This window comes from Alkalihalobacillus sp. FSL W8-0930 (assembly GCA_037965595.1).
Taxonomy (GTDB): Bacteria; Bacillota; Bacilli; order Bacillales; family Bacillaceae_D; genus Alkalicoccobacillus.
Window position 1 is genome coordinate 3141371 of sequence record CP150183.1, and the last position, 25151, is coordinate 3166521.

22 protein-coding genes are annotated in these 25151 nt (G+C 41.7%); 2 read left to right on the top strand and 20 right to left on the bottom strand.

What is annotated here, in order from left to right; translation table 11 throughout:
* Positions 1-100: 100 nt before the first annotated feature.
* From NSQ54_16500 to NSQ54_16520, 5 genes are all read right to left on the bottom strand, one after another.
* Positions 101-577 (bottom strand): hypothetical protein, encoded by a 477-nt coding sequence (locus NSQ54_16500; GenBank protein WYP25904.1) that lies wholly within the window; start codon positions 575-577, stop codon positions 101-103.
* A 135-nt stretch (positions 578-712) separates the two neighbouring features.
* The gene (locus NSQ54_16505) at positions 713-1189 is read right to left on the bottom strand and encodes an NUDIX domain-containing protein (GenBank protein WYP25905.1); all 477 of its coding nucleotides are present in this window, start codon (positions 1187-1189) and stop codon (positions 713-715) included.
* A 201-nt stretch (positions 1190-1390) separates the two neighbouring features.
* Entirely contained in the window at positions 1391-2485 is a 1095-nt protein-coding gene (locus NSQ54_16510) for a hypothetical protein (protein WYP25906.1), read from the bottom strand.
* Positions 2486-2619: 134 nt separating this feature from the next.
* Complete coding sequence (locus NSQ54_16515; GenBank protein ID WYP25907.1) at positions 2620-3045, bottom strand: HAD-IA family hydrolase; 426 nt, start codon at positions 3043-3045, stop codon at positions 2620-2622.
* Positions 3046-3090: 45 nt separating this feature from the next.
* Positions 3091-3276 (bottom strand): hypothetical protein, encoded by a 186-nt coding sequence (locus NSQ54_16520; GenBank protein WYP25908.1) that lies wholly within the window; start codon positions 3274-3276, stop codon positions 3091-3093.
* Positions 3277-3402: 126 nt separating this feature from the next.
* Here NSQ54_16520 and NSQ54_16525 point away from each other — a divergent pair, with 126 nt between their 5' ends.
* Positions 3403-3858: a MarR family transcriptional regulator gene (locus tag NSQ54_16525; protein ID WYP25909.1), complete on the top strand. Its 456-nt coding sequence runs from the start codon at positions 3403-3405 to the stop codon at positions 3856-3858.
* A 21-nt stretch (positions 3859-3879) separates the two neighbouring features.
* The gene (locus NSQ54_16530; GenBank protein ID WYP25910.1) at positions 3880-6516 is read left to right on the top strand and encodes an MMPL family transporter; all 2637 of its coding nucleotides are present in this window, start codon (positions 3880-3882) and stop codon (positions 6514-6516) included.
* Between the two features lie 38 nt (positions 6517-6554).
* Here NSQ54_16530 and NSQ54_16535 read toward each other — a convergent pair whose 3' ends face one another.
* From NSQ54_16535 to NSQ54_16605, 15 genes are all read right to left on the bottom strand, one after another.
* Positions 6555-6884 (bottom strand): hypothetical protein, encoded by a 330-nt coding sequence (locus NSQ54_16535; GenBank protein WYP25911.1) that lies wholly within the window; start codon positions 6882-6884, stop codon positions 6555-6557.
* 21 nt (positions 6885-6905) lie between these two features.
* A complete protein-coding gene (locus NSQ54_16540; protein ID WYP25912.1) occupies positions 6906-7061 on the bottom strand; it encodes a sporulation protein YjcZ in 156 nt (51 codons plus the stop codon).
* A gap of 428 nt (positions 7062-7489) precedes the next feature.
* Positions 7490-9286, bottom strand: a complete 1797-nt coding sequence (locus NSQ54_16545; protein WYP25913.1) for an ABC transporter ATP-binding protein — start codon at positions 9284-9286, stop codon at positions 7490-7492.
* Positions 9283-11010 (bottom strand): ABC transporter ATP-binding protein, encoded by a 1728-nt coding sequence (locus NSQ54_16550; protein WYP25914.1) that lies wholly within the window; start codon positions 11008-11010, stop codon positions 9283-9285. Before NSQ54_16550 ends, NSQ54_16545 begins: the two co-directional genes overlap by 4 nt.
* Positions 11011-12298: 1288 nt before the next feature.
* A complete protein-coding gene (locus tag NSQ54_16555; protein ID WYP25915.1) occupies positions 12299-12700 on the bottom strand; it encodes a hypothetical protein in 402 nt (133 codons plus the stop codon).
* A 218-nt stretch (positions 12701-12918) separates the two neighbouring features.
* Positions 12919-14016 carry a GntR family transcriptional regulator gene (locus tag NSQ54_16560; protein ID WYP25916.1) on the bottom strand — a complete coding sequence of 366 codons (1098 nt, stop codon included), beginning with the start codon at positions 14014-14016 and terminating at the stop codon, positions 12919-12921.
* 70 nt (positions 14017-14086) lie between these two features.
* A complete protein-coding gene (araA, locus tag NSQ54_16565) occupies positions 14087-15565 on the bottom strand; it encodes an L-arabinose isomerase (GenBank protein WYP25917.1) in 1479 nt (492 codons plus the stop codon).
* Between the two features lie 12 nt (positions 15566-15577).
* The gene (locus NSQ54_16570; GenBank protein ID WYP25918.1) at positions 15578-17269 is read right to left on the bottom strand and encodes a ribulokinase; all 1692 of its coding nucleotides are present in this window, start codon (positions 17267-17269) and stop codon (positions 15578-15580) included.
* Between the two features lie 12 nt (positions 17270-17281).
* Positions 17282-17974, bottom strand: a complete 693-nt coding sequence (gene araD, locus NSQ54_16575) for an L-ribulose-5-phosphate 4-epimerase (protein ID WYP25919.1) — start codon at positions 17972-17974, stop codon at positions 17282-17284.
* Positions 17975-18025: 51 nt separating this feature from the next.
* Positions 18026-19186 (bottom strand): multiple monosaccharide ABC transporter permease, encoded by a 1161-nt coding sequence (gene mmsB, locus NSQ54_16580; protein ID WYP25920.1) that lies wholly within the window; start codon positions 19184-19186, stop codon positions 18026-18028.
* Complete coding sequence (gene mmsA, locus NSQ54_16585; protein ID WYP25921.1) at positions 19155-20717, bottom strand: multiple monosaccharide ABC transporter ATP-binding protein; 1563 nt, start codon at positions 20715-20717, stop codon at positions 19155-19157. The genes mmsB and mmsA overlap by 32 nt, the downstream gene beginning before the upstream one ends.
* Before the next feature lie 63 nt (positions 20718-20780).
* Entirely contained in the window at positions 20781-21863 is a 1083-nt protein-coding gene (gene chvE, locus NSQ54_16590; protein ID WYP25922.1) for a multiple monosaccharide ABC transporter substrate-binding protein, read from the bottom strand.
* Between the two features lie 310 nt (positions 21864-22173).
* The gene (locus NSQ54_16595; protein ID WYP25923.1) at positions 22174-23673 is read right to left on the bottom strand and encodes a tripartite tricarboxylate transporter permease; all 1500 of its coding nucleotides are present in this window, start codon (positions 23671-23673) and stop codon (positions 22174-22176) included.
* 12 nt (positions 23674-23685) lie between these two features.
* The gene (locus tag NSQ54_16600) at positions 23686-24144 is read right to left on the bottom strand and encodes a tripartite tricarboxylate transporter TctB family protein (GenBank protein WYP25924.1); all 459 of its coding nucleotides are present in this window, start codon (positions 24142-24144) and stop codon (positions 23686-23688) included.
* A gap of 15 nt (positions 24145-24159) precedes the next feature.
* Complete coding sequence (locus tag NSQ54_16605; GenBank protein ID WYP25925.1) at positions 24160-25146, bottom strand: tripartite tricarboxylate transporter substrate binding protein; 987 nt, start codon at positions 25144-25146, stop codon at positions 24160-24162.
* Between the last annotated feature and the right edge of the window lie 5 nt (positions 25147-25151).

A 25151-nucleotide genomic window follows, 5' to 3' on the forward strand; every position in this document is an offset into this window, starting at 1 on the left:
TCACTTCTTTTATTTTACCTAAAAATAATCGTAAGATAAATATAAAAATAACGAATATTAAATAGAAAAAGTATCCAATTACTTTCAATAAATTGTACAACTATGATGATTTTTTAAAATCTAAACGCTTTACTTCAAGGCTTGTCCCTTTTTTAGACACGACCCAATCATCTGGAATGGATGGAACATAGGCAATCGTATCTTGTAGGATCGTTTCCACAGCTGTGAGCACTAGAGCTGATGTAGCTTTCTCAACGGACTCATGTACCTTCCGCAATGCAAATAACACAGCATTTATCTCAACAACGAACAGAATCTTCTCTTCTTCATTTACAAAAAGGTGCTCTTTTACACGTTCACGTAACTGTTCAATACTCACACAAAGATTTGAAAGGTACTCTTGGTACTCCCTAACCATTTCATAAAGAAACGTACTGGCATTGTCAAAAGATTCTTCATCTCTAGAATAACGTCTCATAAAACTCGCAAACGTCTTCAGAAAATGAGTGTGGCCCTTCGCTTCTGCTAATGCCTTAGCAAGACTGGAAGCAAACGAAAGAGCTTCTTCCCTCATCATCAATTATTACTCCTTTTTCATGTCCAGTTCATACAAAAAAATAGACCTCCTATGTATTTCAAGGTCTATGAACATGGTCAAGTGCTCAACCAGGATTCAGCAAGTATCCCTAATCCCTTCCTCCTTTTTATCGGTTTATAAGAAGGGATTGTTGAGATATGATTCTTGGATGAACGGAATGGAACATTGGTTTTCTATTGTCTTAATTAATATGTCTGCAATATCTGGTAATAGTCTGATTGTGTGTAAAGAGTGAAGAGGAACCCAGACAACACTCGTTTGATATGGATCTGGTTCACTCGGTAAAGAAGGGGTTTGTTCTGATGCCATCTCACAGAGAAAGAATAACTGAAGTGACGGAATATCACCATAACGAAATGAGGCTTGCTGCGGTAGATATTCGTACACAGTTATAAGCTCGCCAACACTCACATCTATACAGGCTTCTTCCTTCACCTCTCTCTTTACTGCATCCTTTATCGATTCACCTGACTCCACTCCACCACCGGGAAGATTATAATGAATCCCTTGTTTATCTTGATATTCGATTAATAAGAGAGCTTGATCATTAACAATGATGGCGCCAGCGCGCGTGCGGAATGGGGTTGGCATGGTGAGGCTCCTTTTTTAGGGTCATCATAAAAAAAACTGTAGAATCCATTAAGATTTACAGTTTTAGGTGAATAGTTCTAATTCAATTTTAGTAATCGCCTTTATCTAGTGAAGAAATGAATGATGTTGTATCTACATCCTGCCCCAATACCACAAGACTCACTGCACTCAATACTACTAGTGTTACGAAAAATTTTCTTTTCATATTAACTCCTCCAATATATTTTTATTTGTTGGTGTTTCTTTATGCTTCTTTAAATACTTAAACGCGTTTTCGAAATCTTTTTTACCCTCAAAGAAATCGGCTATTTCAAGAGCCATCTCGGAATACTCAAAAAATAATTCGTTACTGTAGAGTACTTGTAAGCCTTCTTCTACCATATCCATTCGACTATATTGATAAAGTCCTCTAGTAATCGTAGACTTAGCAATTTGCTCAACCAAGTTATACTCTAAGGCCTTTTCCTCTGCTTGGTCTAAGAGTTTTTTTGCATCCTTAGACTCGCCTAATCTGAACATTGTATTAGCTAGATTGTACTTGTTCTGCACTTCGGTAACTGTGCCACTAATCTCTTTTACTTCTAGACTTTCAAGCAAGAAGTGTTTTGCTTCATTAAATTTCCTTTGTCTAATTCGATTAAGCGCCAATCCTCTGTTTACCATTGTGTGGAGACGAGGATAAGAGTGAGAACATTTAAATATTTCAGTATAAACGTTTTCCGCTTTTTTATAATCTTCTAATTCAGTTGCTATATAAGCAATTAGAAGTTTGGTTTTTAGATATCTTTCCTCAAATTTTCTATTACCCTCGAGTGCCTCTAAGCCTTTTTTTATGAATTTTATAGAATTCTCATAATCATCTAATCTATAATAACAAAACCCATATCTACTATAAAATTCACCTATTTCAAACTTATCATTTGTATGGTTGAGGTAATTGTGAGCTATCTTGAAAATTCTGAGAGCAGATTTAAATCTTGATTTATAGATTTCGTACTGAGCCGTCATATAATAGTATAAGTATTTTAACCTTTGATCTGAAGCTTCTGTTTCAATCTTCATTCTCTCAAGTTCTTCAGGCGATACTTCAGTGTTCAACTTTTTAAGCATCAAGTCGTGGCTCAATAAGATCAGCTTATAATGATTAATTACTGTTTCATGTTCTCTCATTTGAGTAAGCATTTCCTCAGCGATTGTCTTGCTTTCTTCAGCCTGTTCAATGTCATTAGCTACAATGCAACTGTACCATTCAACAAGTTTAGCCCCAACCACTTCGGGTGCTACTAGTGTTTGCATCAACTTCCTCCTTTCTTCCAGATATTATAATCTTTTACGCTCCCAATTTATAGGGTAACTAGACGTTTCCCAACCTACTTAAGGTTAGTTTTTGATTTAGAAGAATCCTTTTTGGAATTCGTAAAAACCCCTAACTAACTCAACTTTTCTACTGCTTTCACAACCTCATCTAAATGTACGCAATTCGTATCAATATCAGGGTTTACTTGATGTGAACCCATCAGAATCGTTCGCATCCCTAAGCTTTTCGACGGTACGATATCCTTAGTGAGATCGTCTCCAACAAAGATTGCTTGTTCAGGGAGCACCTTCAATTTTCCCAACCCATGTAAGAAGATTGCTGGGTCTGGCTTTTTGATACCTAACTCACCCGACGTAACAATGACATCCATATATGTAGTGATACCGAGTGCGTCAATTTTGTCTCGCTGGTAAAAGTCACGACCGTTAGTAATAATCCCCATTTTGTAGTCCCTTCGCTTTAATTCAGAAAGCATACGCGTTAAACCAGGAAAGGCCACACTCTCCTTAGGAAACTGATCATTTAAGTCTTCCAGCATGTCTCTTGATAAGGAATGATGTAATGAAAAATGTAGACACAGTTTTTAATAGACTTCTCTTTTGGGCATGACGATCTCATGTAATCTAGTAAATTCAGTGATAAATGCTTCCTTATCCTCTACATAAGGTGAAAGATTAAAAAGCTTATATTGTCTTGCTGCAAAGGTAAGCAAGGTCTTGTGTTTGTCCAGTAGGGTCTGATCTAAATCGAATAAAATCGTGTTTCTCATCGTGACATCCCTCCAACTCCTTTTACCATATCATGGGTAAAACCGAACAAAAACATTTTCCTTGCTTTTTATTTAGTATAGGGGGTAAACTATCTGCATACATATTAGTTTAGGGGGTGAACTAGTTTGAACAAGCCTAAGCTTTCTGAGGCCATTACACTTTTTTCTGATATTTTATCTTACGGACAGCAGACGCTTTTTAAGGAGATTTCGTCAAAGAATCTTAAAGTACTCTCTGTTGAGCAAATTGATCTATTGAGCCTTCTTGCTTCTCGTGGTCCTTTGAACTCCACTCAAATCGCATCATTTCTCGGGTTGCACAAAAGTGCGATCTCTTCACGACTTAAGAAATTAGAGGAACTCGAGCTCATTACTTTGCGAAAGTCCGACGAGGATTTTAGAGTGAAATTCGCGGAATTAACAAGTGAGGGCGAAGCAGAAATCCAAACCTGCCAAGAGTTGATGCTCGAATACTTTGGCAATCTTTTTAGTGATTTTAAAGAAGAGGATTTAACGTACTTTATCAAGATGCTGGGATTGGTAAAGGATCGTTTATTAACAGAGAATCCAGATCAAAAATAACGATATAGATGAGGAGAACGAATGAAAACCATCTTACGCTTTAAATGGGGAGTAGCTGCCGCACTACTTGTGCTAGCTGTTTTATTATTTATCACTGCACCTCCACTAGCTGATTTAGTGGAGGAAAAAGGTTCTGTTCAGCTGGATGATTCCTATAGCTCAAGTCAGGCTTCGGCTATTCTCGATGCAGCAGGAGAAAATGAACAAACAATTAGTGTCGTCGTTGAGTTCAACGATACGCTAACAGGAAATGAAGAGGCGATTCAATCTTTAATTGATAACATCGAAGCGCGATCATTTGATGCGCCAGTTGAAGTGTTATCCCTCTTTGAATCAGATGAAATCCGTGATCAAGTGGTGTCAGAGGATGAGAGTGTCGCCTTAATCCCCATTACCATCGATGGAACAAATGATGATGTGATTGCGATTGGAGATGAACTAACAGATTTAACAATTGATAACGGGAATGTCTACGTTACTGGAGAAGCGCTTTTAAACCATGATGTAGATGTTACGTCACAAGAGGGCTTAGCAAAAACAGAGCTTATTACAGTCATTCTGATCTTTGTTCTATTGCTTGTTGTCTTTAGAGCCGTTGTCACGCCGCTTGTCCCTTTGCTATCAGTCGGAATTACATATGTCATCAGTCAATCCATTGTTTCCTTTTTAGCTGACTGGTTTGATTTTCCGATCTCGAATTATACGCAAATCTTTTTAGTGGCTGTCCTGTTTGGGATCGGGACAGATTATTGTATTTTACTACTTAGCCGCTACAAAGAAGAGCTGGCTGCAGGTCATGATACGCAAACGGCGATTTTAAACACGTATCGTACAGCAGGAAAAACGCTGTTTTTTAGTGGATTAGCCGTATTTATCGGATTCGCTGCCATTGGTTTTGCTGACTTTACCATCTATCAATCAGCGGTTGGTGTAGCCGTAGGAATTGCCGTTTTACTACTTGTTTTGTATACATTTGTTCCATTTTTAATGGCGGTCTTAAAACAGAAGTTATTCTGGCCTTCTAAAAAGGTTGGATCGCATGCAGATAACAAGCTATGGGGATGGTTAGGCAAGCTGTCGATCTTTAGACCTGTGGTCTCCCTAGTGATTGTAGCTGTTATTACGATTCCTTTTATTTTCATTTATAATGATGACATTTCGTTTAACAACGTAGATGAAATTAGTGCAGATGCTGACTCTGTAAAAGGTCTAAGAGTCATTGAAAGTGGATTTGGAATTGGAAATGCGCTTCCGGTTCAGATCGTTATCAATAGTGAAGAGGATATTGTGACTCCAGACATACTTGCCAACATTGAGGCCCTATCTCGTTTTGTTGCAGGAATGGATGAGGTAGACAAAGTAATCGGAATTACCCGTCCGGCTGGAGAAGAGCTCGAGGATCTGTATGTCGATCATCAACTAGCTCAGCTAGGAGAAGGACTGGATGAAGCCGTAGATGGCACAGACCAGCTTGAGGACGGATTAACACAAGTTTCTGACCAATTACGCCAGATCAGTGAACAAGTATCAGGAAGCACAGGAGAGCAGTCTAATGGCTCTTTAACGGAGGCTGCAACCGGACTTGATCAAATGAACGAACAAATAGGTGGGATCTCACAGCAGCTTCAACAAACACAGGACGTGCAAACGGCTGCTGCTCAGTTAGCTGGTATTCAAGAAGGTCTTACACAGGTAAGCGCAGGTCTAACAAATGGTGCAGCAGAGCTTGAAGGAGCGAGTGCACAAGTAGGTGAGCTTTCTGGAGGATTGGTCCAACTCGCGGATGCTGTGGATGACATCTCAGATGGAGTAGCGGAGCTTCGTACTGGCTTAGAGGAATCTGCGACTTTCGCAAATGACGTTGCTTCTGCTGATTACGTTCGCGGCACAGGAATCTACATTCCAGATGAGCTACTGGAAAACGAGGACTTTGAAGAAGTCATTGATATGTACACCTTCTCGGATCGCCAAGGGCTGACACTTGAAGTGAACCTTAAAGCCGATCCATATTCTATCGAAGGAATTGATGCAACACGAGAAGTAAAAGAAGCAGTTGCCCAGTTTGTACAAGGGACACCTCTTGAGGATATGCAGATTGAGTTTGCTGGTGTATCGAGTATTAATAGCGACTTGGAAGAAATCTCTTCGGCTGACTTTACTCGTACGGTCACAATCATTATGGTTGGGCTTTTCATCACGTTGATGATTCTGCTTCGCTCATGGACACAGCCGATCGTCATCATCGCCGGTTTATTGCTTGCTTACTATACCTCTCTAGGTATTGCTGAACTCGTGTTTGTGCACATCATGGGCTATGCAGGGTTAAGCTGGGCTGTTCCATTCTTTGGCTTTGTAATGCTCGTTGCACTTGGAGTGGATTACTCAATCTTCTTATTCGACCGCTACCAGGAAGAAAAGAAATTGGGGGTGCGCGAAGGATTAATGAAGTCAATGGTGAAAATGGGTTCTGTTATCATCACTGCAGCGATTATTCTTTCCGGAACATTCGGAGCGATGATGCCATCCGGTGTCTTATCACTTATGCAAATCGGAACGGTTGTTGTAAGTGGATTGATGCTGTTTGGCCTAGTGATCCTTCCGTTATTCATTCCAGCTGTTATTAGCTTAGGAGAAGCGAAAGAGAAAAACGTAGAATGAACGTGAAAAACCAGTGAGCGGACGGCTCACTGGTTTTTTTAGTATGTGGTAAATGCGCTAAAGGCCAGAAAGACAAGAAGGATATACCCAACAAAAAATAAAATCATTAAACTCTGTAGAATAATACTAATAATAGCTAATACTCTTGTTACTCCTTTAATACGTGCATATCCAGGATGATCCACATCCTTCACCCATTTTAACGCAATGATTGATAGAATAAATCCAACGATCGCTATAGGCATGGTGCCTACAACCATGACCAGAGCGCCGAGTACTGTAGTGCTTTGTTGTTGCTCGGTTAAGGGAGAAACCGGACCATCATATCTTGTGACTTCTTCTGTTTCTACTTCTTCATATTGGGTCATGTTCACTTACTTCCTTTTCAATTAATTTGAGTTTTGAAAATAAAAATAGGCAACGACAACAACTGCTGCGATGATGGCTAGTATAACGAGTGTACAGCCACATCCCATACCTCCGCCGCCACGTCTGTAACCCCCACCGTATCGATCGTATCCATAGCCACGATTACCTCCGAACATCCCTCCACGGGAGCTCTTACTGCTACCTCCTGTTGTAATACGCTTTGTTCCTCTTGAAGATGGACGTGAAGATGGACGCCGACTGGATGAGCCTCTACTTGACGAACCTCGACTCGATGAACCCCTACTGGAGCCTCTGCTTGAACCCCTACTTGATGAACCTCTGCCTGATGACCTTCTCGACATGCTCCTCACCTCTACAAATGATTTTTAAACGATACCTCGCTTTTTTCTTATAGACTATTTATTGCTGATCAAAACCTCTTTTAGTGAAAAATAAGAATTCTTCTACTTTTTTCCTATAGTTATTTATCTTGTGTACGACTCTACTAGCTATTTGGTTTCAGTTTTTTTCTGTAGCGGACAAAAGACCAGACTTAAGACGAATGATCCTTGGGTCGATCATTCGCCTTCTCACTAACTTATTCCTATGCATGCTGTTTATACAAATTGGCGTAAAACCCTCCTTTAGCGAGGAGTTCATCATGGCTCCCCTGGTCCACAATACTTCCTTGTTCCATCACAAGAATCAAATCAGCATCCCGAATGGTCGAGAGGCGATGAGCAATGATAAAACTTGTACGCCCCTTCATCAAATGAGCCATTGCTTCTTGAATATGGTGTTCCGTTCTAGAATCAACATTCGCTGTTGCTTCATCAAGCACGAGGATGGATGGATTAGAAAGGAGTGCTCGAGCAATTGTCAGGAGTTGTTTCTGCCCTTGAGATATATTGGATCCTAATTCATTCAAGACCGTTTCATATCCATGAGGCAGCGTTCGAATAAAGTGGTCCGCATGTGCAGCACGAGCCGCTTGTACAATCTCATCTTCTGTAGCCTTTTCATTTCCATAGGCAATGTTTGCTTTAACAGTTGAACTAGAGAGCCAAGGCTCTTGCAAGACAAGACCAAATTGCGCGCGTACATCCTCTCGTCTCATTTGCTGAATGTTATTTCCGTCTATAGTTATTTGCCCTTGATCCACATCATAAAAACGAAGCAACAAATTCATTAAGGTTGATTTTCCAGCACCAGTTGATCCAATAATCGCTACCTTCTGTCCTTGACCCACCTTTAAATTAATATTTTGAAGTAAAGGCTGGTTTTCTCGATAAGCAAAAGACACGTCCTCAAATGTTATATTACCTTTCGTGTGTGTATGATTTAGCAAAACATCTAATTCCGATTTTTCTTCTGGTTCATCTAGTATCTCAAAGATTCGTTCTGCTGCGGCAACGGTTGATTGAACCACATTTGTGATATTGGCTACTTTCTGAATTGGTTGAGAAAAGAGCCGTACATACATGATAAATGCTTGGATGTCACCAATTGCCATCCTACCTCCTGCCACAAAGATCGCTCCGATCACACAGACTAACACGTATACAAGATTCCCAACAAAGCTTAAAAATGGTACCATCAGACCCGAAATAAATTGCGCACGCCACGTCGAGTCATACAGTACGGTATTGATCTTCTTGAATCGGTCAATGGATTGTTCTTCCCTACCAAATGTCTTAACAACTTGATGGCCTGTATACATTTCCTCCACATGACCATTCAGAATCCCAAGGACTTGTTGCTGTTTAATAAAGTAATTTTGTGAACGTGTCACTACATGTTTTGTAATCAGAAGGCTTAATGGGAGAATGAGCATAGTGATCAGCGTTAAAAGAGGGCTGATGGTTAACATCATAATGGTAACCCCAATCATTGTAATCAATGACGTGATTAGTTGCGTCAAACTCTGTTGTAAGGTACTACTGACCTTTTCTAAGTCATTAATAGCACGGCTTAGCAGATCTCCCCTAGTCCTTGTATCATAAAATTGCAGGGGTAACCGGTCCAGCTTTTCATTCATTTCCTGTCGCATCATACGAGTAACCCTCTGGGCAATCCCTACCATGACGTATTCTTGAACATAGGTAAAATAACCACTTAGTAGATAGAGCCCACCAAGCACAAGTAAAATTTGCAACACTAGAAAGAAGTTAATCCCATCACCTGTAACACCTTGAAACAACTCTGTAACAGCTAAACCAAGAATTTTCGGACTCAGAATCGTAAAGGCAGTGCCAATGATCGCTGCAACACTTAGAATGGCTAAGCGCCACCTGAATGACCCTACGTAACGAAGAAGCCTTAGAAGACTCCCTTTCGTGTCTTTCGGTTTTTGGGTGGTTTCTCTTTTTTTTGTAGGAGGGATTCGTTGTTTATTGCTCATGCAGTTACCTCCTCTGCCTGCTTAGCTGCGACCATCTCTTGATATACCGTGCAGTGCTCAAGCAATTCTTCATGCGAACCAATCCCTGCAACGGATCCCTCTGATAAGACGACAATCTGATCTGCCTGTTTGATCGATTCCACTTGTTGTGTGGCAATGATTACAGTGGCAGCTTCCGTCTCCTTCTGAAGAGCTTGGCGGAGCAAGGTATGTGTATGAAAATCAAGCGCAGAAAAACTATCATCAAACAAATAGAGTGCGGGTTTTCTCACTAGCGCACGAGCAATAGCTAAACGCTGACGTTGCCCACCGGAAACATTCGTTCCTTGCTGAGCTAAAGTAGAATCATATCCGTCTTTCAATTCTGAGATAAACTCCGTGGCTTGCGCTATGCTAGCTGCATGTTGGACTTCCTCATCTGTAGCTGATTCATAACCATGACGTATGTTTTCGGCAATCGTCCCTTTAAAAACAAAGGATTGTTGAGGCACATACCCTATCTGTGCTCGCACATTCTCATACGGTATATCACGAATGTCTACACCATCTAAGAGAATTGAGCCTGCGTCACCCACAAATAACCGAGGAATGAGCTGAATTAAAGTTGATTTCCCTGCACCTGTTCCTCCTACGATGGCTGTTGTTTCTCCTGGCTTTGCCGTAAACGAAACTTCTTGGATGACAGGTTTCTCCGCTCCTGGATATCGAAACGATACTTGTCTAAATTCAAGCTGACCTTTTCCTGCATCGGTATGCCACGTTTCTCTAGTTCCTTTGCTCTCAGAAACCGTATCTAGTACTTCAAGAATTCGATTTGCAGAAACAGCTGCGCGAGGTATAGCGACTATCATGACGGAGGCGATTGTTACAGCAAACATCATCTGCATCGCATACTGAATAAAAGCCATCAATTCACCGACCATGAGTGAGCCACTCTCAATTCGAAACGCTCCAAACCAAATGAGAAAGATCAACGAGAAGTTTAAGACAAATATCATAATTGGCGTGAGCGAGACCATGAGCTTGTTCGCATTCATCGCTGTATCTGACACATCCACATTCATCTTGTTAAATCGGACCTGCTCCTGATTCACGCGATTAAATGCACGAATTGTTCGAAGCCCTGTTAAACTCTCCCGTAAGACTAATGTGAGTCGGTCATTTTTTTGTTGTAATGATTTAAACAACGGAACCGCCTTCTTGGAGATCAAGAATACAGCTCCAACGATGATTGGTAGTGGTGCTATCAACCACATAGAAAGGACGGGATCAATTGTTAGTGCCAGGGTCACAGCTCCAATAAACATGAGTGGTGCCATTAACATGACCCGCAACAACATGGTCAGCACCTGTTGCACTTTCATGATGTCGTTTGTTGTCCGTGTAACTAACGATGCTGTTCCTAGCTGATAAAAGTCCTGAACCGACATACTCTCTACATGAGTAAAAACTTGATTACGTACCCTTTGTCCAAATCCTGCAGATACTTTTGAAGCATAAAACACACACAGGATTGAGAACACAACACCAACAGCGGAGACACCTAACATCCATCCACCTGTTTGTAGGATAAAAGCACTGTCCCCTTCAACAATACCTACATCTACAATTCTCGCCATTAATGTCGGCAGTACTAATTGTGCTAAAGCCTGTAAAAATGTGAACGCGATAACCCAGACGATCTGGATCCGAAATGGCTTTACATAGGCAAACAACCTCATCATCTCTCTCACCTCCAATACTCTTCAACTATGTATACAACGAATAGAAATAACTATAGCCGGGGCAAATGTAACCCCGGCTACTGCATCAACCTGTATGAAACCGATCGCTTTCACACACATTGTTCCTATTTAAATGGGGTCTCAAACGACTTAAAGCAGGTTACTGACATCAATATCGAGATTGCCAGATTCGTTCCCACTCTCGTTCAGGATATCTCCTAAAATTTGCGTGATATCATTCATCTCTGGTCACCTCCTTATTTTCGTTCAGCTTCTGTTTCAGTTATTCAAGTTATAGCAGGTTGCTGACATCAATATCGAGATTGCCAGATTCGTTCCCGCTCTCGTTCAGGATATCTCCTAAAATTTGCGTGATATCGTTCATCTCTGGTCACCTCCTTATTTTCGTTCAGCCTCTGTTTCAGTTATTCAAGTTATAGCAGGTTGCTGACATCAATATCGAGATTGCCAGATTCGTTCCCGCTCTCGTTCAGGATGTCTCCTAAAATTTGCGTGATATCATTCATCTCTGGTCACCTCCTTATTTTTTTCAGCTTCCGTTTCAATTGTTCAGATTAAAGCAGGTTGCTGACATCAATATCGAGATTGCCAGATTCGTTCCCACTCTCGTTCAGGATGTCTCCTAAAATTTGCGTGATATCGTTCATCTCTGGTCACCTCCTTATTTTCTTCAGCTTCCGTTTCAATTGTTCAGATTAAAGCAGGTTGCTGACATCAATATCGAGATTGCCAGATTCGTTCCCACTCTCGTTCAGGATGTCTCCTAAAATTTGCGTGATATCATTCATCTCTGGTCACCTCCTTATTTTCGTTCAGCTTTTGTTTCAGATGTTTAGATTAAAGCAGGTTGCTGACATCAATGCTAATGTTTGCGGAGTCATTCCCGCTCTCATTTAGAATGTCGCTTAAAAGTTGAGTTACATCAGTCATATCTCTCGCCTCCTTTTTTCCGTTTCATTAAGCTAACGGAAGAATTAGATTCTTGGATCACTTTTTGAGAAACTTTTTTAAAATTTCTTTCGCAATCTATAGCAGACGACTAATCTCTACCTCTAGTTTGCCAAATTCATAGTCTCTCTTACCAAGAGTGTCTTTCAAGATTTGCGTTGCATCAATCATGATGTCGCGCCTCTCTTACTCTTTCATAAAAGCTAACGAAACAATAACGAGATTGGATCACTTTTTTGAGAAACTTTTTTTAATCTTTTTTTTCTAGTAGACTTATAACCGCTGGTGTGTCAGTTCTTTTTTGATCATTTTCTATTCATTATTCGGTAATCTTAGACGGTTCAGACTCTCTCCCCGCTTCATCAACAGACGTGATGTAATAACTATGCCTAGCTGTATCAGCGTCCACAAACGTTTTCCTTTCATTTGCACCTACTCGCCCTACTTCTTCAAATTCATCATTCATCCCAGCACGGTACACCACATAACTCGCAATTCTGTCTTCTCTTACCGCATGCCAGGTCACGAACGTTCCTCTAATCTCCATATTTGTTGGAGAATCAGGCCGTACCTCTTTTTGTTCCTCCATCTGTTCTGTTTGAAGATTTGGCTCAGAAAGTCCGGACGCTCCTTGTTGATCATCGTAGAATTCTTTTGCGTAACCATAAACAGCCCAGAGCGAAAAAAGAGCACATAAGACAAATACCGACATTTTCTTCATCCATCTCACCTCTTATCTATATAATGAAAACGTGAGAATTGCTGACTTAGATCACTTTTAGTGGTGAATTTATTAGGTTTATATTTTTAGGGCGGCATGTAAGAAGTTTTATTTCTTCTTACAAAGGCCAATCATTCATATAGTCCTGCTACTCATTCATTAAAATACTCTTTCAACCAATACTACGAACATTTACACCCAAACAAAAAAAGCCCGCATCAGCGGACTTCCTTAGTAGACTGGCGTTCAACCAGTTTCGGTTCATAGATAATGGACTCAATTGGTTCGGGCTGAGGCAGTCTTTGATTTTCAATTAATTGAATGATCATTTCTGCTGCTTGCTCTCCCATTGCCAGCTTTGGATGCTGGATGGTTGTGAGTTTGACTTCCGTGGCTGTTGCTAGATTTGAGTCATCAAATCCAACGATTGAGATGTCATCAGGCACACTTAATTCGTGCGAACGCAGCACATCCAATAGATCCACAACAAGCTGATCGTTGTAGGCGACAAGACCTGTTGGCTTAGTTGTGCGATCTTTTAGGATACGCTCTAATTCTGCCTTTGGTTTATCTTTCTTTTCTTCTGAATCATAATCGATGATATTATCAGGCGAAATTGGAAGCTGATGGGCTCTATGCGCTTTGATATAACCTTTTTTACGTTTGGCTCCTTGACGGTCATCCGTTTTGAAGAAGCCTAAGATATCTGTATGGCCTTGTTTAATTAAATGCTCGGTTTGCAGGTAGCCACCTTTTTCATCATCTAAAATGAGACAAAGTGGATCAAGCTCATCATAAAATGCATTAATCATCACATACGGTATGTTAGCGCGTTCAAGACTGAAGTAATAATTAATGTTTGGATTCGAGCGAGCACTTTTGGTTGGCTCGATGATGGCTGCATCTACCCCCAACGATAAAATGCTTTCAAGCACCTTTTTCTCTGTTTCTACATTATTATTCGTACTGTACAAGCTGACCTGGTACCCCTTTTCTGCTAAGTAGGGTTCAGCCCCACGAATAATAAGGGGGAAAATATAATCCGAGATATAGGTGGTGATGATTGCAATATTCTTCGGACTATTTATAGTTAATTTCTCAATGGTTCGATCGGCACAGTATGTACCAGAACCTTGAGAGCGGTAAAGCCAACCATCCTTAACTAAGTCCCCTATGGCAATTCGGACTGTGTGACGGCTCACGCCAAATTCCTTCATAAACATACTTTCTGATCCTATCTTTTTATGAGGAATATAGGTGCCATCAAGAATACGTGACTTTACCACTTCTATAATCTTGCTATATTTTGTCTGCATATGGTTGACCTCAATTCTCTGATCACTTATACGAATAGGCTACCATACTTTGTTGATCGGAACAATTCGCTTATCTACTGAATTTAAATGCAAGCTCATTCCACTTCAATTCATTCTCAATGCCCTGGATGGTCGTATTCTCGTTAATCACTACCGCCTCAATTCCAACAAGCTTCGCCCAATCTAGCAATTGCTCTGGTGTAATTTTATACGACATGACCGTATGATGTGCTCCTCCAGCATGAATCCAGGCTTCGGCTGAGGTTTCAAGTGAAGGCTTTGGCTTCCAAAGTACCTTTGCCACAGGCAGTAATGGAGTCTCATGCTCTGATGCTACAGCTGTTACTTCGTTGATGACTAAGCGGAAACGGTCTCCTAAATGAATAAGAGATGCAACTAAGGCTTCTCCTTTAATGCTGTCAAACACCATGCGTGCTGGATCAGATTTCCCTCCAATGGATAGTGGATGAACTTCAATTCTTGGTTTTTCTGAAGAAATTGTCGGACATACCTCAAGCATATGGGAACCGAGAATCATTTCGTTTCCTTCTTCAAAGTGGTAGGTGTAATCCTCCATAAACGACGTTTGTTCATTGTCTGCCATCAGCTTCATCATGCGCAGGAGAGCGGCTGTTTTCCAGTCACCTTCTCCTCCAAATCCGTAGCCTTGCTGCATCAATCGTTGAACAGCGAGACCTGGCAGCTGACTTAGCCCGTGTAATGTATCAAAGTTTGTTGTAAAGCCTCCGAAGTTTCCGTCCACAAGAAACCTTTTTAAGCCAAGCTCAATACGTGCCTGTTCCATGATCGCTTGTTTATCAGCCTCAGGATCAATCTCGTATTCTTGTTCATACACTTTATATAACTCTTCAACCTCTTCGTCCGTAATAGCATCCACCACTTCCACAAGATCCCCAATACCATAACCTTGTACGGACCAACCAAATGTTAGCTGGGCTTCTACCTTGTCTCCTTCAGTGACGGCTACCTCGTTCATGTTATCGCCAAAACGAGCAATACGTATAGATTTGCTTTGAATCGCAGCAGCCGTTGTTCTCATCCACGTACCCATTCTCTCTTGCACTCGTTCATCTGCCCAGTATCCTGCAATGACCTTTCGTGGGAGCTTCATTCTTGCACCAATAAAACCAAATTCACGGTCGCCATGAGCAGATTGATTTAAGTTCATGAAGTCCATATCAATGGAATCCCATGGGATGTCACGGTTAAATTGAGTGTGCAAGTGAAGGAGCGGCTTTGTGAGCAAGTTCAATCCTGCAATCCACATTTTTGCTGGGGAGAATGTATGCATCCATGCAATGATTCCTCCACATGCATCATCAGCATTTGCATCCGCACATAATCTTGTAATTCCCTCTGGATTTGTAGCTACTTCCTTTAACTTTATCGTAAATGCAATGGACGTACTTTCATTTAATGCTTTAACCATTTGTTCGGTATGACTCTGTACCTCTTGAATCGCTTCCTCTCCGTACAAGTGCTGACTCCCTGTCACAAACCAGTATTCAATCGTTTTTTGTTGTGTCATCTTGTTTCCTCCTCAGTTGTTTGAATGTGTAGGTGTTGAATCCTTCTTAGCCTTTAGTGCTTTTAATCGTTTCATGACATCGTTCTCTCCACGACCAAAGTAGTCATGTAGCGTTGAATACTCTTTATATAGTTCAGCATAAGTGGAGACGTTTTCAGGAATAGGTTTAAAGGTCTCATCACGTACCCGACTCATTGATTTTGCAGCGTCCGTAATTGAGTCATATCCCCCATATGTTGCACCCGCTGCCACTGCCGCGAACATCGCAGCACCGAGGGCCGGTGTTTGTGAGGCAGCACTTACCTTAATCTCTACGTTTGTTACATCTGCATAAATCTGCATGAGCAGTTTGTTCTTCTGAGGTAATCCCCCGCATGCATACACTTCATTAATTTCAATTCCATTTGACTGAAAGGCCTCAATGATTTTCTTTGTACCAAAAGCTGTAGCTTCAAGTAATGTTCGATAAATCTCTTCAGGTTTTGAATGTAGAGTTAATCCTACAATGACTCCACTTAACTCTGTATCTACGAGAACCGACCGATTCCCATTCCACCAGTCAAGCGCAAGCAATCCTGTTTCCGCAGGGGCGTAATGCGCTGCCTTTTCTTCTAAATAAGCGTGGATGTTCATTCCTGCTTCCTGCGCTTCTTTCTCCACTTTTTCGGATACCGCATGACCCACAAACCAAGCGAAAATGTCGCCAACTGCTGATTGACCAGCTTCATAGCCAAAGTATCCAGGAATAATCCCGTCTTCAACAACCCCGCACATACCTTCCACTTCTTTTTCTTCTTCACCAAGAACCACATGGCAGATGGACGTTCCCATCGCCATAACCAGCTTCCCTGGTGTGACAACGCCGACACCTGGTGCGGCGGCATGTGCATCTACATTCCCCACTGCAACAGCCGTTCCGGGTACTAAGCCCATTTGTGTAGCCATTTCCTCCGTTAGCCCACCTGCTCTCGTACCGAGTGGAACAATTTCTCCTCGGAGCTTGGTAGATGCTACGTTTTCCAGACGAGGGTCAAGGGCTTTAAAAAAGTCCTCACTTGGAAAGCCGTCTTGTTTATGCCAAATCGCTTTGTAACCAGCTGTGCAACTATTACGAACGATCGTGCCTGTCATTTGTGCGATGACCCAGTCCGTTGCTTCAAGGAACAGATCAGCTTCCTCGTACATCGCTGGATCCTCATTTAATACTTGCCAGATCTTTGCAATCATCCATTCAGACGAGATCTTCCCTCCGTATCGTGCAAGAAAGGCCTCCCCGCGCTCCTCGGCAATTCGATTGATCTCGTTTGCTTCATCCTGTGCTGCGTGATGCTTCCATAGTTTTAGCCAGCTATGCGGACGGTCTTTTAGCTCATCCTTTAAACAAAGGGGTGTTCCTGCTGCGTCAACTGGCAGCATTGTACACGCCGTAAAATCAATGCCTACCCCAATCACATCTTCCGCACTCACCCCAGCTTGCTTTAAGACAGCAGGTACGGAAGTTGTTAATACCTCAATATAGTCACTAGGGTGCTGAAGCGCCCACTCTGATTCAAGCGGCTGATTGGTTGAAGGAAGCGTTCGATCAATCACCCCGTGACGATATGGTGTGACATGTTCGCTCACTTCTGTCCCATCGACCACATTTACTAATACGGCTCGTCCTGACTCTGTTCCAAAATCCAATCCAATTGTATACGTACTCATTGGTATCCTCCTTTAATTTCGCTGTCCATAATAAGCGTCTTTTCCATGCTTTCTGAGAAAATGTTTATCTAAAAGGTCCTGCTGCATATGAGTTGCATTTGGGTTCAATGCAAGTGTATTTGTCGCAATCTTGGCTGTTTCTTCTAACACCACGGCATTATGCAAAGCTTCCATGGCATCCTTGCCCCAAGCAAATGGAGCGTGAGCATGGACAAGCACACCTGGCATCTGGTCATAGCGCTTCTCTGCAAATGTCTCAACAATTACATGCCCCGTCTCAGCTTCATAAGCACCCTTTATTTCTGCTTCTGTCATTGGTCTCGTACATGGAATCTCCCCGTAAAAGTAGTCAGCATGGGTCGTTCCAAATGCCGGGATTCCCCTTCCTGCCTGGGCCCAGCTTGTTGCGTGAGGAGAATGAGTATGCACAATCCCACCAATATCAGGAAAGGCACGATACAACACTACATGGGTTGGTGTATCAGACGAAGGATTCAATTCACCCTCGACAACATTACCCATCAGATCAACAACAACTAAGTCTTCTTTCTTTAGCACGTCATACTCAACGCCACTTGGTTTAATAACCACCAATCCACTTTCACGATCGATTCCACTCACATTTCCCCATGTGAATGTAACCATGCCATGCTTTGGTAGAGCCAGATTGGCTTCAAGTACCTGTTGCTTCAAATCATTCAGCATTCTCTTTCTCCTCCTATCCTTATACGTACAAGTATCTATAATAAGAAACGATCAAGACCGCTTCTTATTCATAATGTCAAAGGCAACTGCCGCTAATAGAACAAGTCCTTTGATTGCTTGCTGCCAATCAATACCTAATCCAAGAATGGACATTCCATTGTTCATAACACCCATAACAAGTCCACCGATGACGGCACCAATGATGGATCCTACACCACCATATGCTGATGCGCCTCCGATAAAACTTGCCGCAATCGCATCAAGTTCAAACAAGTTTCCTGCTCGAGGAGTGGCGGCATTAAGTCTGGCAGCAAAGATCAAACCTGACAGGGCTGCAAGCACCCCCATATTAACAAAGACCATAAAGGTGACACGCTTTGTTTTAATACCAGATAGTGATGCAGCCTTCTCGTTTCCACCTACTGCATAGATGTGTCGACCGATGACTGTCTTTTTCATAACAAAAGAATAAAAGGCTATGAGTACAATCAATAGAATTAGAATATTTGGGATTCCACGATAATCCGCTAGAATGTACGTAAATACTCCAATAACCGCTGCCATCCCAACTATTTTTAATAGAAACAAAGACCTTGGCAGAGCATCAAACCCATTTTTCAACTGTTTTCTTCTTGCTCGTACTTCAAGAAAGACAAGCATCCCTATCAGTACGATTCCAATAACTAGTGATAACAAATGAATGCTAGAGCCGTTCAATACATCTGGTAAAAACCCAGCACTTAATTGCTGAAATGCAGGAGGGAAAGGAGCAATTGATTGTCCTTGTAGCATAATTAATGTAATCCCACGGAAGATTAACATTCCTGCAAGAGTAACGATAAAGGCAGGTATTTTCACATAGGCAACCCAAAACCCTTGCCATGCCCCGACTATCGCTCCCATTAATAAACAAAGAACAACGGTAAAGAAAGGATCCATATTCATTTGAATCATTAGAATGGCAGATAAAGCACCAATAAAGGCTGCGATTGAACCAACAGAAAGATCAATATGTCCTGTGATGATGACTAACACCATGCCAATAGCAAGAATGAGAATGTAGCTATTTTGCAAGATTAGATTCGTTATATTCAGAGGCTGCAACAGAACGCCATCTGTTAGAATTTGAAACAGTAGCATAATAAGAAGCAAAGCAAATGTCATGCTATATTGCCTTATATTATTTTGGACGATTTTCAGAAATGTCTTCATGGAAAGCCACCTCCCGTGTCATCAGCCTCATTAAATCTTCTTGGTTTAACTGTTCACCTTGAACCTCACCAGTAATTCTTCCTTTATTCATGGCATACACTCGACTGCACATTCCGATTAATTCAGGAAGCTCGGAGGAAATGACGAGAATTCCCTTCCCTCTTTGAGCCAGTTCTTGAATGATTGTGTAGATCTCGTATTTAGCACCTACATCAATGCCTCGTGTCGGCTCATCTAGTATTAAAACATCCGGATCAGAGAGTATCCACTTACTCAAAACGACTTTCTGTTGGTTCCCACCACTCAGATTCCCTGTTTCTTGTTGAATGGAAGGTGTTTTGATGTTCATTTTCTTTCTAAAGTCTTCTGCTACCTGTACTTCTTCTGTTCCATTAATCAATATCTTGTTAGACAATTTTTTTAAGCTTGCGAGCGAAATGTTCTCTTTTACATCATTCATTAAAATGAGCCCATATGATTTCCGATCCTCTGTTGCATAGGCCAAACCTGATTGGATAGCTTCACTAACAGAAGAAAAAGAAGTAGGTTTGTTGTTTAAAAGGAGTTCACCACTTATCTTTGAACCGTACGAACCACCAAACATACTCATGGCAAGTTCTGTCCGTCCCGCTCCCATTAATCCTGCGATGCCTACTATTTCTCCTCTTTTTACATGAAACGCTGCATCAAAAATGATCTGACGTTCACGCTGAATCGGATGAAAGACATTCCATTTATTCACTTCAAGAATGGTTTCACCAGGTATACCTGAATACTCTGGATATCTGCTAGAGAGACTTCTACCAACCATTCCGCGAATGATTCGATCCTCATTCACTTCATCTTTTTTCACATCAAGTGTTTCAATGGTTTGCCCATCACGAATAATAGTCACTTGATCGGCAATCTGTTTAATTTCATTTAACTTGTGTGAGATGATTATTGATGTAATTCCCTCTTGCTTGAGCTCAAGTAAAAGCTTTAATAAGTTTTGACTGTCCGTTTCATTTAAGGAAGCGGTCGGTTCATCTAATATAAGGAGCTTCACGTCCTTTGCTAGTGCTTTCGCAATTTCCACTAGCTGTTGCTTTCCTACCCCAATATGCTTAACCTTGGTCTGCACGGGTTCTAGCAGATTCACTCGTTTAAGTAGCTCTTCAGCTAACCTACTTGCTTGATCCCAATCCACTAGCCCGTATTTACCCCGCTCATTCCCTAAAAAAATATTTTCAGAGATTGAAAGCTCCGGGATAAGAGCCAGCTCTTGGTGGATGATTGCAATCCCTTTTTCCTCGCTCTGTCTGACATCTTTAAACTGACAAGGCTCGTCTTGAAAATAAACGTCTCCCTCATAGCTTCCGTACGCATAGACCCCACTTAACACCTTCATTAATGTAGACTTGCCTGCTCCGTTCTCACCACATAACGCGTGAATATCACCTTGTTTCACTTGGAGATTTACATGATCAAGTGCCTTTACACCAGGAAACTGCTTCGTGATATTCTTCATATCTAGAAGAATGTTTGACATGTCCCTCTCTCCCTTTTCTGAGTGAGGGGTTCTACTCTTCTAGAACCCCTCAACGAGTAGGTGCTAATTAAGCTGGTCTGCTGTGTAATAGTCACTATCAATTAGAATTTCTTCGTAATTATCGATATCTACCACAACAGGCGACTCCAGGAATGAAGGAACCACTTTTACATTGTTGTCGTAGGTATCCGTGTCATTCACCTCAGGTTCCTCGTTGTTCAGAACGGACTCAGTCATCTCCACCGCTTTTTCAGCTAAGACCCTTGTATCTTTAAACACGGTCATCGACTGTTCTCCAGCAATAATGGCATTAACGGATGGGATATCTGCATCTTGACCGGTGATAATTGGCATATCATCCGCCGTATATCCAACGCTTTTTAATGAAGCAAGTACACCAATACTTAGAAGATCCGCTGGAGCTAAAACAGCATGTAACTCTTCACCACCACCATAATTTGAGCTTAGTAGATTATCCATTCGACTTTGAGCTGTTGCGCCGTCCCATCGTAGAATAGAGATTTGGTTAAAATCGGTTTGACCACTGCCTACTATTAATTTTCCTTCATCTAAATAAGGTTGAAGAATAGACATTGCACCATTAAAGAAGAAATGAGCATTGTTATCATCAGGTGAACCTGCAAACAATTCAATGTTAAAAGGACCTGCTTCATTTTCTAAATCGAGTTGGTCAACAATGTACTGGCCTTGCATCACTCCAACCTCGTAATTATCGAAGGTCGCATAATAATCAACATGCTCAGAGTTCATGATTAATCGGTCATATGAAATCACTGGGATTTCTTCTGCATTTGCACTTTCCAAAACACTTGTAAGTGCTTCTCCATCAACTGCAGCAATGACTAAAGCATCTACGCCTAACGTAATCATGTTCTCAATTTGAGATACTTGGTTTTCCACTACATCCTCGGCATATTGAAGCTCTGTTTTATACCCTAATTCTTCAAAATAGTTGACCATGTTATCCCCGTCTGCAATCCACCGTTCTGAAGATTGCGTTGGCATGGAAATACCAACTGTTAATTCTTCTTCACCTCCGCCGTCTCCACCAGAACTTCCCTCAGAACAAGCGGCTACCATTAATCCACCGACTACCACTAACCCTACTAAGCCCAGCTTTTTCATAAAACTCATCCCCCTAATTGGTTGTCCTCCAAATGATAGCGCTATCATTTGTACGGACATTATCGATTTAGATTTCGATCGGATTGGTTCTCAACTAAACTAGTACGTACAACTAATATAAATCGAATAGCCAAAAAATACAATAACATCACCTAAAATTTTTTTCGACAGGGTTTCAATATACAAGCTTGATCAACAAATTTTATGAAGCCTTTGGGTAAGTTATTCCATGGTAGCAGTAGAAAAGCCCAATGAATCTGTAACCTGAAGATTCATTGGGCTTCTAGCACGGTGCTTTTTAATCCATTTTTTAAACATTAAGTGTATTGTCTGAACTCTTCCCTCTTTTTTCTTTGATCTCACTTCTAAGAGTAAAGACCACACATGCAATTCCAGCCAGAATAAATAAGGCGGAGATTGGGTTTGTGAAAAAGTCGGCTGCATTTCCTGATGTCATGAGTGCTCTTCTCATATACGTTTCAAGTAAAGGTCCGAGTATAAATCCAAGGATCATTGGAGCAATCGGAAATCCATTTCGAACAAGGAAAAAACCAACAACTCCAAATAAAATCATAACCCAGATATCAAAGATTGAACTATTTGTTGTATAAGCTCCGACTATTGTTAGAACAAAGATGACTGGAAATAGATATTGCTTTGGAACGGTTAGTACACGAGTGAAAAGCTTCATTCCAAACAACTGATACAAGAACACCAATACCATTGCGACAAAAAAGGCAATAAATACGACGTAAACAATATCAGGGTTACTCGTGAAGAACAACGGTCCGGGTTGAAGTCCGTGAATCATAAATCCACCTAAAAGAATCGCCGTTACCGTGTCACCCGGAATCCCAAGTGATAGCATAGGGATAAGCGAGCCGCCGACACTTGCTGTGTTTGCTGATTCCGATGCGTAGATTCCTTCCGGTGCTCCCTTTCCAAATCGTTCTGATGTCTTAGAAGCCTGCTTTGCCTGTGCATACGCAACTAAGTTCGATGTACCACTACCAAGTCCGGGTAAAATACCAAAGGCAATCCCAATGAGTGATGACCGAAGAAGGTTCCACCAGTTCTTGACGATCTCCGTAAGCGAGAAAGCAAAGCCTTTTGCCTTAAGGTCGATATCCTGGCTTTTAGAATCTCCGAGGATCTCAATCAATAGTTGAGAGATTGCGAATAATCCCATAATTAAAGGGAGAAGTTCAAACCCACCCTTTAACTCAAGGATTCCCAGCGTATAGCGCTGCAAGCCATCAATTGGCGCGAAGCCAACAAGCCCTGCCGCGAGTCCAAGAAGTCCGGCTGTTACTCCTTTTAACATACTTCCCTTCGCAAGCACTGCAACAAGTGAAAGGGCAAAGAAGATTAAGGCAAAGAATTCAAATGGCCCCATCTTTACAGCTAGTCTTGAAATAACAGGTGAGATGGTTACAAGAGCGATGAAGCTCAACGCCCCACCCACTAATGATGCAATGACTCCTATTCCAAGCGCACGCAGTGGCTCACCATTTTTAGACATTGGGTACGCATCAAAGGTTGTTGCGATAGAAGAAGGAGTTCCTGGGATCCCAAGCAAGGTGGAGGCAACAAGCCCTCCTGATACACCGCCCAAGTGTAAACAGATTAAAAAGGCGATTCCGGGTACAGGGTCCATTCCAAAGGTAAAGGGTACAAAAAGTGCCATACCCATCGTTGCTGTTAATCCTGGCACTGTTCCAAATATCAATCCAATCAGCACACCTAGTGCCATAAGCAGGATGACGAACGGAGTGAAGGATGCAGATAAACTTTGAATAAATACGTCCATGTTGCTCCTCCTTTATAGAAGCCCTGCAGGTAAAATGACATTCAGTAATTGTGAAAACACCACATATATGATAGCGGTTACAATAAACCCATTAATTAAACTTTTCCAAATGGTTGTTTTGTCTTTCTCATTCGTTAGGTACCATGTTAGAAAACTGAGGAATACAAACGTACTGATGATGTACCCAAGCACATTAAACAACAAAGCATACGCAAGAAGCGCAATAAAGCTGATCACCATTCGTTTGCTGTTCTCGTTTAATTTAAAGGTAAGTTGCCTAGCACCCTCACTTTTATAAAAGGCGAGTCCAACTCCACATACTATGAGTGCAATCGAAACCACTCGAGGCAAAAGTCTTGGACCTGGATCATCCGCTAACATCATAAAAGACATGGCGAATGTATTCAAAAACATGAGTAAACCGAGCCCCGCAATGACTATACCCATGACTCGTTCTTGTGTTAGATTCATTCCCATCACGCCTTATCATTCAATATCTGAAAAAAGTTCATCTGCGATAAGCTGAGCTTTTTCCATTTCTTCTTGAGAAAATAATCGTGCTTCCTCAGCGTCCATTAATGTGTGCTGCTGGAACGTCTTTTCGAGCTCCTCGTTGTAATCCTCATCTTGTGCAAGCTGCTCTGTCGCATCATTCCACTTTTGAACAATCTCATCCGGCATATCCTTAGGACCATATAAGGAATGGACGATAGGGAATTGAACATCATATCCCTGCTCCACTGTTGTCTCAAGCTCAGGAGCCAACTCATCACGTTCGTCCGAGAGTACCCCTAAGGCTCTAAAGTCTCCGGATTCAATGTAATTTAATACATTACCAACACCTGTTACAGCGAGATCGATTTGTCCTCCAAGAAGTCCAGTCATCCGGTCGGACTCACTACCTACATCAAGGATTTTAATTTCCGTATCAGATTCAATGCCTAATAATTCTCCCATAAAGTGTGTGGTTCCTCCGATTTGGGAGCCATAAATGATTTCATTGGGATTTTCCTTCGCATAGTCTACGAGGTCATCAAGTGTTTCGTAAGGTGAATTGGCACTGACAACGAATACCTGATTCACAGATGAATAGGTGCCGATGGCTGTTAATTCATTTGTACTGTACTCGAGCTGACGTACGGCATGACCAGTATGAAGGGCTTGGTGATTAAAGAGGAGACTGTATCCATCCTTATCTGAGGAACGTACATTTTCAAAAGCAAGAGCGCCTCCAGCTGTAGCTTGATTGACAATCACTATGTTTGCTCCAAGGTATTTAGGTAAGTGTTTAGCCATCACACGAGCGGCTGTATCCGTTTGCCCTCCTGGACTTGCCGGCACATACACTTCAATGGTTTTGTTTGGATAGTTGGCGATATCAGCCTCTGTTGCCTGTTTCCCTTCAGAAGAGGAACAGGCAGCGAGGAATAGAAGACCTATTCCAAGTGCTGCCACCTTTCCGTGCTTCCTCATGAGTC